12 protein-coding genes are annotated in these 13,688 nt (G+C 66.4%); 8 read left to right on the forward strand and 4 right to left on the reverse strand.

Features of this window, described 5'->3' with window-relative positions; translation table 11 throughout:
- The first annotated feature begins 211 nt into the window (after positions 1-211).
- From ACFPPA_RS06400 to ACFPPA_RS06415, 4 genes are all read left to right on the forward strand, one after another.
- Positions 212-862, forward strand: coding sequence for a BON domain-containing protein (locus ACFPPA_RS06400; RefSeq protein ID WP_377318388.1), 651 nt, complete (start codon positions 212-214; stop codon positions 860-862).
- Between the two features lie 554 nt (positions 863-1,416).
- Positions 1,417-3,171 carry a hypothetical protein gene (locus ACFPPA_RS06405; protein WP_377318390.1) on the forward strand — a complete coding sequence of 585 codons (1,755 nt, stop codon included), beginning with the start codon at positions 1,417-1,419 and terminating at the stop codon, positions 3,169-3,171.
- A 444-nt stretch (positions 3,172-3,615) separates the two neighbouring features.
- A complete protein-coding gene (locus ACFPPA_RS06410) occupies positions 3,616-5,568 on the forward strand; it encodes a M61 family metallopeptidase (protein ID WP_377318392.1) in 1,953 nt (650 codons plus the stop codon).
- A 113-nt stretch (positions 5,569-5,681) separates the two neighbouring features.
- Positions 5,682-6,029 carry a YciI family protein gene (locus ACFPPA_RS06415; protein WP_377318394.1) on the forward strand — a complete coding sequence of 116 codons (348 nt, stop codon included), beginning with the start codon at positions 5,682-5,684 and terminating at the stop codon, positions 6,027-6,029.
- A 176-nt stretch (positions 6,030-6,205) separates the two neighbouring features.
- Here ACFPPA_RS06415 and ACFPPA_RS06420 read toward each other — a convergent pair whose 3' ends face one another.
- Together ACFPPA_RS06420 and ACFPPA_RS06425 are read right to left on the reverse strand one after the other, a co-directional pair.
- Positions 6,206-6,679, reverse strand: coding sequence for a cupin domain-containing protein (locus tag ACFPPA_RS06420; RefSeq protein ID WP_377318396.1), 474 nt, complete (start codon positions 6,677-6,679; stop codon positions 6,206-6,208).
- A gap of 25 nt (positions 6,680-6,704) precedes the next feature.
- The gene (locus ACFPPA_RS06425; protein ID WP_377318398.1) at positions 6,705-7,502 is read right to left on the reverse strand and encodes an MBL fold metallo-hydrolase; all 798 of its coding nucleotides are present in this window, start codon (positions 7,500-7,502) and stop codon (positions 6,705-6,707) included.
- A gap of 90 nt (positions 7,503-7,592) precedes the next feature.
- Between ACFPPA_RS06425 and pdxR the strand changes: the two genes are divergently transcribed.
- Positions 7,593-9,050: a MocR-like pyridoxine biosynthesis transcription factor PdxR gene (gene pdxR, locus ACFPPA_RS06430; protein ID WP_377318400.1), complete on the forward strand. Its 1,458-nt coding sequence runs from the start codon at positions 7,593-7,595 to the stop codon at positions 9,048-9,050.
- Between the two features lie 42 nt (positions 9,051-9,092).
- On the opposite strand, the gene ACFPPA_RS06435 is transcribed toward pdxR, so the two are convergent.
- Positions 9,093-9,995 carry a class I SAM-dependent methyltransferase gene (locus tag ACFPPA_RS06435; RefSeq protein ID WP_377318402.1) on the reverse strand — a complete coding sequence of 301 codons (903 nt, stop codon included), beginning with the start codon at positions 9,993-9,995 and terminating at the stop codon, positions 9,093-9,095.
- Between the two features lie 152 nt (positions 9,996-10,147).
- Between ACFPPA_RS06435 and ACFPPA_RS06440 the strand changes: the two genes are divergently transcribed.
- Positions 10,148-11,014, forward strand: coding sequence for a bifunctional helix-turn-helix transcriptional regulator/GNAT family N-acetyltransferase (locus ACFPPA_RS06440; RefSeq protein ID WP_377318404.1), 867 nt, complete (start codon positions 10,148-10,150; stop codon positions 11,012-11,014).
- A gap of 41 nt (positions 11,015-11,055) precedes the next feature.
- Here the strand turns inward: ACFPPA_RS06440 and ACFPPA_RS06445 are convergent, their stop codons facing one another.
- A complete protein-coding gene (locus ACFPPA_RS06445; RefSeq protein WP_377318406.1) occupies positions 11,056-11,466 on the reverse strand; it encodes a hypothetical protein in 411 nt (136 codons plus the stop codon).
- Between the two features lie 219 nt (positions 11,467-11,685).
- Here ACFPPA_RS06445 and ACFPPA_RS06450 point away from each other — a divergent pair, with 219 nt between their 5' ends.
- Both ACFPPA_RS06450 and ACFPPA_RS06455 read left to right on the forward strand, forming a co-directional pair.
- On the forward strand, positions 11,686-12,792 hold the full coding sequence (locus ACFPPA_RS06450; protein ID WP_377318408.1) for a sensor histidine kinase: 1,107 nt from the start codon (positions 11,686-11,688) through the stop codon (positions 12,790-12,792).
- Positions 12,789-13,577, forward strand: a complete 789-nt coding sequence (locus ACFPPA_RS06455; RefSeq protein WP_377318410.1) for a LytR/AlgR family response regulator transcription factor — start codon at positions 12,789-12,791, stop codon at positions 13,575-13,577. Before ACFPPA_RS06450 ends, ACFPPA_RS06455 begins: the two co-directional genes overlap by 4 nt.
- The last annotated feature ends 111 nt before the right edge of the window (positions 13,578-13,688 follow it).

Here is a 13,688-nt window from a genome sequence, read left to right on the forward strand (position 1 = left end):
CAGCGGGAGAGGTGTCGGGGGGAGCGACGTCTGAGGTCGGGCCGATGTCCGCGGAATGAAACCGCCATGCCGCCTGCACCGATCGTTTGGAGCCGGCGGCCGATCCCGTCGTGGAGCGGAGGAACGCCGGATCAGTTGACGTCGATCAATATTCCGGCGGTGGAATGGGGCGCTAATGACACTCCCCCAAATCCCCCTGCGGAGGTGTGCGATGGACGACAAGTTGTTGCAGCAGAATGTGATTGACGAGCTCGACTTCGAGCCCAGCATCGATTCGGCGGACATCGGCGTGACGGCGGAAAGAGGCGTGATCACGCTTTCCGGCCATGTCCCGAGCTACACGCAGAAGGTCGCGGCCGAACGGGCCGCCTGGCGCGTCAAGGGCGTCAAGGCGATTGCGCAGGAGATCCAGGTCCGCTTCCCCGGCGACAAGAAATCCAACGACGACGAGATCGCTCAGCGGGCGATCGATATCCTCGCGTGGACTTCGTCGGTGCCGCATGATTCGGTGCACGTGAAAGTACAGAACGGCTGGGTCACGCTGATGGGTGAGGTGGGCTGGAACTATCAGCGCGAAGCAGCCGAGACCAGCATACGCAGATTGTCCGGCGTACTCGGCGTGACCAACGACATCGCGCTGACGCCGGCGGTGCAATCCGCCGACATCGTGGAGCGCATCAATAACGCGCTGAAGCGACAGGCCGAAGTCGAGGCGAGCCGGATCCGCGTTTTCGTCCGCGACGGTGGCCGGGTCAGCATCGAAGGTGAGGTCGACAACTGGGAGGAGCGCCGGGCAGTGGAACGCGCCGCCTGGTCCGCACCGGGCGTCCGCATGGTCGAGGACCACCTGCGCATCAGCTGAGCTGACGCGGCATCGCCCCATCCCGCTCGCATGTGGATGATGTCAGGCCGGGCGATCATCCACGGTCGAGCCGCGCGGTCGTGTCGGGGAGCGGCTGGTATCCCGGTATCCAGCTGCCATGACGGAAAGAGACGCCAAGGGCAATGCCTGGCGTCGGATCGGCTCCTGCCCGCCACGGCAAATGGTGCGGGGAACGGGGCGGTTCCGCCCGCGGGTCGAGGCAGGGCAGGACGGATTTCCGCGGCGCGGAGGGGCGGGCGACCGCCGGGTCGTTCCACCGGCTTCCGATGCCATGCACCCCTTGGCGAATCCCCGCGCTGGCGCGTAGACTGCTCCGGCGCATATGTCAAGTATGCGTACTTGCGCGGACGCCTATCGGTGCAACCGATATTCAGCGTCTTACAGGGGGCGCGGTCACCTAACCATACGCACAGGAGACCGGTGCAATGAAGACTCGATTGCTGATCGCCATGGCAGCCGTGGCGTTCGCCACGTGCGCACTAGGCGCGCCACCAACCTCGCTCACACTGCAAAAAGGAGGCACCACGGTACCCGTGACCACGCCTCTTGGGGGCGCACCATTGACCAGCCTGGAACAGGATCCCGCGATGGCCGGCGGGGACGCCGATTCGGGTGATGCCGGCGACCTCGGGCCCCAGCCCGTGGTGAACCGAACGATCGGCCGTCGTCATGGCCATCATGGACGCAACTGGATGGGGCATGGCCGGCGCGCGAAGTCGAATCCCGAATTGCGCGGGGGCTTCGACGGTCTGAATTTCCACGACCAGCGTTACGCCAATGGTGGCAACCAGTTTTCGGTGGAGCCGCCCGACCAGGGGTTGTGCGTCGGCAACGGCTTCGTCATGGAAAGTGTCAACGACGTATTGGCCGTCTATGACAAATCCGGCAACGAGCTCGTCGGTCCCGTCGATCTCAATACGTTCTATGGCTACCCCGCGGCGATCAATCGCAGCACCGGAGCGTACGGACCCAGCATCACCGATCCGTCGTGCTACTACGACTCGGACACCCGGCGCTGGTTCCAGGTCGTGTTGACGCTCGATCGCGTGGGTACGACATCGTCGCTGGCCGGCACCAATCACCTGGATATCGCGGTCAGTCAGACTGCCAATCCCACCGGTGCCTGGAATATCTACCATCTGCCGGTGCAGAACAACGGCACGCAGGGCACCCCGGACCACGGCTGCGACGGCGGATTCTGCCTGGGAGACTACCCGCACATCGGCGCCGACAACAACGCGATCTTCCTGACCACCAACGAGTTCGCACTGTTCGGTTCCGGCTTCTACGGAGCGCAGATCTACGCCATCTCCAAGAAGGCCCTGGTGCATGGCGCCGCGTCACCGAACGTCGTGTTGTTCAACGGCGGCGATCCGAACATTCCGGCGCCGGCGTTCACGGTCTGGCCGGCCACTTCGCCGGACGGGCAGTTTGCCGGTGCCAGGGGAGGGACCGAATACCTGCTCAGCTCGGACGCCGTGTTCTACGACTCCGGCACGTCCAATACCTTGTGGCTGTGGTCGGTGTCGAACACACGGGCCATCGACAAGGCCCCCACGGCGCTCAACCTGGACGTCTCGCCGCTGACCGTGCAGGACTATGCCGTGCCGACCAGTCTGGTCCAGCAGAAGCCCGGTGATACACCCTTGCGCGACTGCTTTGCCCTGACCGGGTGCGCACCGACCTATCTCGGCTACCCGAACATCGTCTACCCGACGCCGCGCCCGATGGCGGTGAATGATTCGCGCATGCAGCAGGTGACCTACGCCAACGGCAAGCTGTGGGGCACGCTGGATACCGATGTCCTGCTGGCCGATGGAACTCATGGCTCGGGCATCAACTACTTCGTGATCAACCCGCATTCGGGCGGGCTCTTCGCCAACGGCACGCTGGCCCTGCCCGACGCGAATCTGACCTACGGCGCTGCCGCGGTCACCCGAAGCGGACGTGGCGTCATCGCGTTCACCGTGGTCGGTCCCGACAACTATCCCAGTGCGGGTTACGCCAGCTTCGATGCGAAAATCGGTGCCGGCGACGTCCACATTGCCGCGGCGGGCGCGGGTCCCTGGGACGGCTTTACCGGCATCCCCTATCTCGCCGGCAATCGGCCGCGCTGGGGCGACTATGGCGCGGCCGCGACCGATGGCGACAGGATCTGGACCGCATCGGAGTACATCGCGCAGACCTGCACCCTGACCGACTACCTGACCGCACCGATGTTCCAGTGCGGCGGCACGCGCGGCGCCCTTGGCAACTGGGCGACCCGTATCTCGAAATTCGAACTCTGAGTCCTCGGCAAGGTGACAGCTACGGGCGTGGTGGCGGTACTCCACCACGCCCGTTCTGTTCCCGGGAATCCACAGCGGGCCCGCTGGCCCGAGCCGGATCGTCGAGGGATCGGTACCTGACCGGATCGGGGATCACCGCGAAGGCGCAATCGATGTCATGCCTGGTCTCTGCGCCCGGCCATGCGGTCGGGACGTCCGTCGAACGCTCCGGAACGGTGCCGGGCTCACTTCCCGAAGCAGCTGGAAGTGATGCCACGACTGTTGCAACGATCCGGGCAAAGGCAGGCGGCGGGGGGCACGTTCCCGGCGCGGCGAAGCGTCCGGCGAGGCGTCGTTGCGGTGGAATGGAGGTTCATCGGAAGGCGGTATTGCCTGGCGTGCAACTCATGCTGCGCCGGGGATGATAGGTTGGGGAAATCTTTTGTCGGATGGCCGGAGTTCCCCATGATCCTTGCTTTTCCCGCCGGGCTGCCGGCTGTCGTGCGCCGCACCGTCACACGTCTTCTCATCGCTGTATCGCTGACGCTCGCGGCCACTGCCGTGTGCGCGCAGGAAGCGGGCAGCGCCCGGGTGCCGCCGCCGCAGGACACGCCGTATCCCGGCACGATCATTCTGCACGTCGATGCCGGCGACACCTCGCAGGGCATCTTCCGCGTGCACGAGACGATCCCCGTGCAGGCGGGCGCCTTGACCCTGCTGTACCCGCAGTGGATTCCCGGCGACCACTCGCCGACCGGCCCGATCGCCATGCTGGCCGGCCTCCGGCTCACCGCCGCCGGCAAGCCGTTGAAATGGAAGCGCGACGAGTACGACGTGTACGCGTTCCATCTCGACGTGCCCGCGGGCGTGGCCAGCATCGACGCGGAATTCCAGTACCTGTCGCCCCGTGACGGCGGGTTCGAGATCACCGACCGCATGATGGACATGGAGTGGAGCAAGGTGGCGCTGTATCCGGCCGGCCATTTCACGCGCGGCATCACCTTCGCGCCCAGCGTGACCCTGCCGCACGGCTGGCAGCTCGGCAGCGCACTGGAGCCGGCCTCGCACTCGGACGACACCACCATGTTCAAGCCGGTGACGTTCAACAACCTGGTCGATTCGCCGATCTACGCCGGCGAGTATTTCAAGCGCGTGGATCTCACGCCGCCTGGCGGGGCGCCGGTGCATATGGACATCGTCGCCGACGCGCCGAAGTACCTGGCGATGACGCCCGAACAGCTGAAGGTGCATCGCGCGCTGGTGGCGCAGGCGACCGCGCTGTTCGGCTCGCATCATTACGACCACTACGACTTCCTGTTCTCGCTGTCCGACCAGTTGGGCGGCAACGGCACCGAGCATCACCAGTCCAGCGAAGACGGCATGGATGCGGACTACTTCACCGCCTGGAGCGACAACGCACCCGGCCGCGACCTGCTGGCGCACGAGTACGCCCATTCGTGGAACGGAAAGTTCCGTCGTCCGGCCGACCTGTGGACGCCCAACTTCAACGTGCCGATGGGCGATTCGCTGCTGTGGGTGTACGAGGGGCAGACGCAGTACTGGGGTTTCGTGCTGACCGCGCGCTCGGGCCTGTGGTCGCCAGAACAGTTCCGCGACGCGCTGGCGATGACCGCGGCCAACTACGAGCGCAATCGCGAGGGCTTCCAGTGGCGCACGCTGCAGGACACCACCAACGACCCGACCGCGGCCCGCCGCTCGGGGTTGCCGTATCGCAGCTGGCAGATGAGCGAGGAGTACTACAGCGCCGGCCAGATGATGTGGCTGGAGGTTGACGCCAGGCTGCGCGAGCTGACACACGACCGCAAGTCGCTGGACGATTTCGCGCGCGCGTTCTTCGGTGTCGACAACGGCAGCTACGTCACGAAGACCTATACCTTCGACGACGTGGTGGCGGCCCTGAACGGTGTGGCGAAATGCGACTGGGCCGGCTTCCTGCACGCGCACGTGGATACGCTCGACCCACCGCTGCTGGACGGCCTGGCGGGAACCGGCTGGAAGCTGGTCTACACCGACCAGGAAAGCGCCTACGAAAAGCAGTACGACAACCGGCCGCAATCGCCCCGGCACCTGTACAACTTCACCTGGTCGATCGGCCTGACTCTGGCCAAGGGTGGCCACATCAACGACGTGCGCTGGAACGGCCCGGCGTTCAAGGCCGGCGTCAGCAGCGGCGCCACCCTGGTCGCGGTGGACGGCCAGGACTACAGCAGCGACGTGCTGAAGCAGGCGATCACGGCGGCCAGGGCCAGCAAGGCGCCGATCCAGCTGCTGCTGAAATACCAGGGCGCCTACCGTACCGTGCCGGTGGATTACCACGGCGGCCCGCAGTACCCGCATCTGATACGCGTGAAGGGCACGCCCGATTACCTCGGCGAGATCATCGCGCCGCGCAAGTAGGACGGATGGACAGCGCCGGCCAGCGGGCCGGCGCTGTCCAAATCGCCGGGCCTCGCGCGTCATGGGAATGGCGGCGCACACTGCCCGTCGGTCACTCATTGCGGAGAATCCCGATGCAATATCTGTTGATGCTGTATTCGAACGAGAATGGCTGGGCGCAGATGACGCCGGCCGAACAGGAGCAGGGCGTCGCGGCCTACGGGGCGTATACGCAGGCGCTGAAGGCGGCCGGCGTGCTGGTGGGCTCGAACCGCCTGCAAAACAGCAACACCGCCACCACCGTGCATGTCGCCGATGGCAAATCGCAGGTGCTGGATGGTCCCTACGTGGACTCCAAGGAACAGCTGGCCGGCTACTACCTGATCGACGTGCCCGACCTCGATGCGGCGCTGGCCTGGACCGCGCGCTGCCCCGGCGCGAGCCACGGCACCATCGAAGTGCGGCCGGTCTGGAGCATGTAGGTCAGGGTGACGCGGCGCAGGCGCTGTGCCGCGGGCGCCGCGGCGCGCCGTCGATGCCACCGGCGCAATCGCCACGCGATGTCGCCGCCGGCGCGACATCGTGATTGGCCGGATGCCTGGCGAGACCGTTGAATCCGGCCGCGATCGGCGATGAGGTAGACAGGGTCCCGCGTCGACTATCGGTCCACGAGGTCCTGCATCGGCAGACCCTGCTCATGGCAATGGCGCCGGTACTCCGCCAGTTGCGTGCTGGCCGAAGCCCGAGCGGTCACCACGCCGCCGGGGCCGAGGAACTCGACGGTGCCCATGACGATCACCAGCGCAAGCATCGGTTCGTCGCCGACGATCTTCCACCAGTCGGTATTGCCCGGCGGTTCGTAGACGTAGTCGCCGGGGCCGATCAACTCGCCGGTGCAGAGCTGGCGCGTGCCGGTTAGGTTGTACGCGTGGATTTCGCCGGTATGGCGATGCAGTGGCATCACCAGGCCGGGTTCCATCCGCAGCAGTTCGACGAAGCCACGGTCGTCGGCGAAGAAGCGCAACGGGCTGGACGACTTGCCGGGTGTCGAGGAGGGCACCCATGGCCGGGCGGCGGCGGTGCTGAAGCGTGCGGGAAGGTAGTCCTGGAGACGAACGGATGGCGTGGTCATTGGTCGGGTTCCATGCAGGGCGAGTTCAGGCGGCTATGGCCGACAGGTAGAGCTCGAACGACGCGTCGACTGCCTCGCGCCCGCCGCCGATGATGTTGCGGTTCCAGGTGTAGCCATAGACATCCTCGAACGCGTAACCGGCGAGACGCGTGCGCATGCCACGCACGGCAGCGGGCGACATCGGCACGAAGTTGGGGTAGCTGTGCATGAACGAGACGTGGCGCCGATTGCTTGCCACTTGCGGTGCATCGCCGGCCAGCAGTGCACCGCCAGGTCCCGGTGCATCCTTCCAGTGCAGCACGGTGCTGCCGGGAAAATGGCCGCCGCTGCGAATCAGCGTGACGGCGTCGGACAGGCGGTACGAGTCGCCACGCCAGAACTGGATGTGCGGCGAGGGTCGGCGCACCCATTCCCGATCCGCTTCGTGCAACAGGATCGGCACGTTGCCGAACGCCTCGCTCCATTGCAGCATCGAGGTGTAGAAGTGCGGGTGCGAGATCGCGATCAGGTCCAGCCCGCCGCGTGCCCTCAGGGCGGCGACGGCTTCGTCGGTGACCAGGCTGAGACACTCCCACAGGATGTTGCCCGCATCCGTGGGCAGATACAGCGCCCGCTGGTTGATGGCGAAGCCGGGTGCGAGGCCGATCCCGAGCAGGCCGTCGTCGTCCTCGATGCGCAGCGAATGACTGGTCCTCAAGGCTTCGTGCGTAGTCCACGTCTGGCCTTTCGCGCCGACGTACTGGCGCTCGTCCTCGCAGACCGGGCAGTGGGTCGGGGTATCCGGGTATTGCGTGCCGCATGTTTCGCAGATCGACAGGGTCATGGCCGGGTCTCCTCGGGGCTGGCGACGTGGTTCCGGCTTTCACTTTAGGCATAAACTGGCCCAGTGATTGATCCATTATCGGGATATTCGATGGAGCCAGTTTTTCCGTTTTCCCTGGTGTTGCCGCGCGGTCGGGGCACGCTCGCGCATGCATTGCACCAACAGTTGCGCGCAGCGATCCTGGATGGACGCCTGCTGCCGGATGCGCCATTGCCCGCCACGCGCAAGGTCGCCCGGGGGCTGGGCGTGGCACGCAACACCGTGGTCGGCGTCTACGATCTCCTGATCGCCGAGGGTTATCTGATTCCACGCAAGGGTGCCAGGCCGGTCGTGGCCGATCTTTCCCGGCGACGGCGGAACCGGGCGTCGAAGGCCGTTCCCGGTTCTGAAGCGCCACGTTTCGCGCCGATCTGGCGTACGCCGTTCCTGCTGCCGTCGCCGGCGCGCGTGCTGCCCGAGCGCAACTTCCGGCTGGGCATTCCCGATCACCGTCATTTTCCCCACGACGTCTGGCGCCGGCTGATGGCGCAAACCCTGCGCAGGAGTTCGCGCGAGCCGTTCGCGTATGCGCCGTCCGAGGGGATTCCCGCGCTGCGCGAGGCCATTGCGCAACATGTCGCGTTCGCCAGGGCCGTGGCTTGCACGGCGGATGATGTGGTCGTCACCTCCGGCGCGCAGCAGGCGATGGATCTGCTCGCGCGCTTGCTGGTCACGCCGGGGCAGACCGCCGTAGCGGTGGAGGAGCCCGGTTATCCGCCGGTCCGTGCCGCTTTCGCCGCCGCCGGTGCGCAACTGCTGCCGATGCCGGTGGATGAGGAAGGTCTTTGCGTCGAACGCCTGTCCCCGGACGTGCGCATCATCGTCGTCACCCCGTCGCACCAGTCGCCCACCGGCGCAGTCATGTCCCTGCGCCGGCGCGCCGCCTTGCTCGACTTCGCCCGCCGCCACCATGCGGTGATCATCGAGGACGACTACGACGGCGAATTCCGCTTCGGCGGCCGCCCGCTCGACGCGCTGCAGATGCTCGACCGCGACGACCTGGTGTTCTACGTCGGGACCTTCTCCAAAAGCATGTTCCCGTCGTTGCGCAAGGGTTTCGTGGTCGCGCCCGCCTGGGCCCGCGGTGGTCTCGTCACGGTCAAGCACTGCACGGATTCTCACTGCGACACCATCACCCAGTCCGCGCTCGCCGCCTTCATCCGCGATGGCCATCTCGCGCGGCACGTACGCCACATGCGGCCGATCTACGCGGAACGGCGTGAAGCGCTGCTCGACGGGTTGCGCGGCGAACTCGCTCCCTGGCTGGAGCCCATCCCGTCCGAAGCCGGACTGCACCTCGCCGCGCGCATCCGCGAACCGGAGCGGGCGTCGAGGCTCCTGCCCACGGTACTGCGCTTCGCGCCCGGCGCGGAATCCACTGCGGACTATGCGATGACGCACGACATCGCGCCGGCGGTGACGTTCGGCTACGGCGTGATCGATGCGCACGCCATTGCGGCGGCGCTGAAGGACATGCGTCGTGCGCTGGAAAAGAGCGGCGGGTTGTAGACGGATCCGGGGGCCGGGGGAACTTGCGTGCGTGCGGGCCTCTTAGCGACGGCTCGTCGCGAGCACGCCGTCCAGTGCCAGCTGCGCCTTGAAGCCGGCCTTCTCCAGCCGTTTCGCCACTTCGCGCGGCACATCGCGACCGCTGGTGAGCTTGTTCGGGCTGCCGGTGTAGTGGAACAGGCGCCCGCCACGACGCAGGACGCGCGCCAGTTCCCCGTAGAACGCCTGCGAGTAGAGCTCGCCGGCGATGCCGAAGCGCGGCGGATCGTGCAGCAGCGCGTCGACCGAGGCGTCGGCGAAGCGGGTGATCGCCTGCGACACGTCGGCGTGAGCGAGTTCCAGTCGGCCGCCGCTGGCTGCCGTGCCAGGGTCCGGCGACCACGGGTTGAGCGTGCGCAGCCACAGCACGTCGGCGTTCTTCTCGAACGAGTGGATGTGTGCCACACCCGTCTCCAGGCAGCACGCGGCGAAATAGCCCAGGCCACCGCAGGTGTCCAGCACCACCTTGCCTCGCGGTTCGACCAGCGCCACCTTGCGGCGCGCATCCTCGAACGGCGATTCCTTCGACGTGGGCAGCATCTTGATGCCGTCGATCTCGAACGTCGGGGCGCCCCACTCGGTCGGTACCAGCTTGATCAGCGCGCCGGCAAAACGCGACACCGGCGAGAACCCGTCGCCGTCCCAGTAGTAGATCGTGCGGTCCTTCAGCTTGTCCGGATAGGGATAGCGCTGGTCGCGCCACTGCCAGGCATCCGCCTGCAGCAGCACGCTGCCGCCGGAACGGCCCAGATCCAGCGAGCCGGTCCATTCGGCCGCACCGGCATCGCGTGCAGCCAGCAGCGCCTCGGCGATCGGGCGCGTGAGCAGGGGGCCGGAATAATGCGACACGATGGGGAATCTCCTGCAGCGGCAGCGGTTGGCTGCGATACGGCGAAAGGAGGGCATCGTAACGCACAGGTGCGTGGACTTTCCCGCCGTGGTCTTGCGCGGGGTTGCCGGGTTGACACGGTCCATTACCTGACTATAGTCAGGTAATGGACGAAAAACAGATTCAGCAGGTTCGCCTGTTCAATCGCGCGGTCACGCAGCGGATAGGCGTGCTGACCGACGACTACCTCGGCCGCGGCCGTTCGCTGGGCGAAGCGCGGGTGCTGTTCGAGATCGGCAGGGATGGCGCGAACGTCCGCGATCTGCGCGCTCGCCTGCTGCTGGATTCGGGCTATCTCAGCCGATTGCTGCGCTCACTGGAACGGCAGGGAATCGCAACCTCGGAGCGCGCTGCCGGCGACGCCCGGGTACGGCGGGTCGCGCTGACGCGGAAGGGACGCAGGGAATGGGACGCGCTCGACCGGCGTTCGCAGGATCTCGCCGCCTCCTTGCTGACGCCGCTGGGCGAGTCGCAGCGTGCGCGACTGATCGCGGCGATGGCCGAGGTGGAGCGGCTCATGCGTGCGTCGATGGTGACGATCGAGCCCATCGATCCCGGCAGTGCCGACGCCCGCGCCTGCATCGAGGCGTATTTCCGCGAACTGGACGCACGCTTCGAGGCCGGGTTCGATCCCGCGCGCGGCCCGTCGGCCGATCCCGGGGAACTCGTGCCGCCCGCGGGCCTGTTGCTTGCCGCGTACCTGGACGGGCAGGCCGTGGGCTGCGGCGCACTCAAGGTGAAGGGACGCCGGTTCGGCGAGATCAAGCGCATGTGGGTCGCGCCTTCGGCCCGCGGGCTCGGCATCGCCCAGCGCATGCTCGAGGCACTCGAGAAATACGCCGCCGACATCGGCCTGGACAAGTTGCAGCTGGATACCAATCGCACGCTCGACGAAGCCCGTGCACTGTATGCGCGCAATGGATACGTGGAAATTGCCCCGTACAACAGCAACCCCTATGCGCATCATTGGTTCGAAAAGCGGGGCTTGCGGAAAGCCTCGGGGCAGGGCGCACGTTCCTCCCGCCGCCCGGCCTGATATCGGTTGCCGTCCTCGGGTCCGGCCTCTGCGATGCACCGTCAATCTCCACTCGACGAGGCCACGGATGGCACCGGCCTGTTGTCCTGCGGCTTCAGGCGCAGGCCTTCGTATCGGCAGACGTCGATGTGCGGGTAGAGCAGGATGCGTCCGCCGTGGAAGGTCACCCGGATATCGCGCAGGCACCCGCCACCCGGGACATCGAAGGTCATCGAGTTGAGGCCGCCCTGCAGCGGCTTGCCGAGGTCGATGTCGTGGAAGCCGTCGCCGCCGGCAGGCGCGATGGCCAGCGCGGTCACGCTGTCGAACGTGGCGTTCACGAGGTTGAAGTATCGCGTGGGCCTGCGCCCGGCATCGCCGTGCATGGCACGGGCAGGCGCGGCGGTGACGACCATGCTGCCGAGAGCGGCGGCAAGCATCACGGTGAAAGCGGTGGCGTGGGTCGGATTCATGGTGGGGCTCCGGCGGGGGCGACATGTCGGCGGTGGCTCGCGCGCTGCATCGCGCACGTGCTCGGTGCCGTGATCTGGCCGGATGGGTGGTCTCCCGGGAAAGCGATTCGGGACGAATCGTCGTGACCCGAGGGCGAATCGTAGTGGCGGTCGCGGATCGCTTTTCAGCACCGTGCGCTGCGCCTAGGATGGCTCCATCACTCCACCGGACACTCCGCGATGAAGGTTCGCCTCGGCAACACGAAGATCGGTCTGTTCCGCTATCTCGGGCTGTGGGCGGTGGTAGTGGTCGTGTTTACGATACAGCGGTCCATGCAAGACGCGTTGTACGGAAGAACCTGGACGATCTTCGATGACCTTCGCTGGTCGATTATTCAGTGGTATTCGTGGGCAGCACTGGCACCCCTGGTGTTCCGGTTGGCAGCGAAGTACCCGATCCAGTCGCCGGTGCGCCTGCGCGGGCTGGGCATGCAATTGCCCGCGAGCGTGGGCGTGACCCTGCTGGCCATGCTCATGGGCGCATTCGTGTCGACCGCATTCGAGCCGAGCTCGTTCGATGTGCAGGTCAGACAGTTTCTTGGCCAGCATTTCGCCACCGGCTTGCTGGCCTACTGGTCACTGTTCGCGATTCAGCAGGCCATGCAGTTCCACGCCGAAAAGACGCGCCGCGAGATCGAAGCGAGCCAGATGGCGACAGAACTCGCGCAATCGCGTCTGCGCGCGTTGAAGTCACAGCTGCAGCCGCATTTCCTGTTCAACACCCTGCATGCGATTGCGACGTTGCTGGACGAGGACAAGCTGTCGGCGGAGGACATGCTGCTGCGCCTGAGCGATTTGTTGCGTGCGTTCCTCGAAGACTACGACGGCCAGGAGATCAGCCTGCGGCGGGAACTGATGCTGCTGGATCTCTACCTCGGCATCCAGCGCACGCGCTTCAAGGATCGCCTGACCACGCAGATCTATGTTGCCCCGGACGCGCTGGACTGCGCCGTGCCGAGCCTGATCCTGCAGCCGATCGTGGAGAATGCCATTCGCCACGGGATCGGTGAGCGGGTCGGCGCCGATTGCATCGAGATCGAGATCCGACGCGAGGGCGACAGTCTCTGCATCGATGTGCGCAACCGCAACAGCACGCTCGAGGAAGGGCCCGCGTCCGGGCACGGCATCGGTCTGTCGAACACGGGGCTGCGTTTGCGTGAGCTGTACGGCGACATCGCGCAGGTACGCCTCGAGATGATCTGGCCGCAGGGCGTGGTCTGCCGGCTTCGCCTGCCGTTCCGCGAGATCGAGGAACCCGACGACGCGCCCGAGGTCGCGGCCGCATGAGCATTGGTACCCTCGTCGTGGACGATGAGCCGATCGCGCGGCATGCGATCGTGCGCCTGCTGCGCGACGATCCGGACATCGAGCTGCTGGGTGAATGCGGCGACGGCGTGTCGGCGGTCGAGGCGATCCGCTGCCAGTCGCCCGACCTGGTTTTCCTCGACATCCAGATGCCCGCGATCAACGGCATCGACGTGGTCGCGACCATCGGCGCGGAACGCATGCCGGCGACGGTGTTCGTCACCGCCTTCGAGCAGTACGCGGTGCGGGCGTTCGAGGCGAACGCGGTGGACTATCTGGTGAAGCCATTCAGTCGCGAACGCTTCGCGAACTCGCTGCTGCGCGTGAAGGCACGATTGTCCGCCGGGGAGCGCCTGGATGGCGCGGCCTCCGCGCGGATACTGCGGGCGCTCGATGCCTTGCGCCAGCGCGACGACTACCTGGAGCGCCTGCCCGTGCGCATCGACGAGCACGTTGCCTTCATCGACGTCGACGACATCGTCTGGATCAAGGCCAGCCGCAACACCGTGCAGATCCATCTGGCCGACCGCGTCCATGAAATGCGCGAAACCATGAGCGCACTCGCCGCACGCCTCGATCCGCGGCATTTCGCGCGCGTCCATCGCTCCGCCATCATCAACGTGCGGCGCGTCCAGGCCATCCATCCGTGGTTCAACGGCCACCACGTCGTCACCATGGACACCGGCCAGAAGCTGCGCATGAGCCGCTACCAGCACGAAGCGTTCCTTCGCCTGGTCTCGACCCGGGGCGAGAGACGGGCGGATTAGGGCGCACGGCAAGGCGAACGAGGCCACCTGGATCAGGCGGTTCTTCCGCGTTTTCATGGGACGCTGGGCGTGCCACCCTCCGCGGCGCGCCGCGACCTTCAGCCGGCAGTG

This window comes from Rhodanobacter ginsengisoli, from assembly GCF_042657065.1.
In the GTDB taxonomy this organism is placed as follows: domain Bacteria; phylum Pseudomonadota; class Gammaproteobacteria; order Xanthomonadales; family Rhodanobacteraceae; genus Rhodanobacter; species Rhodanobacter ginsengisoli.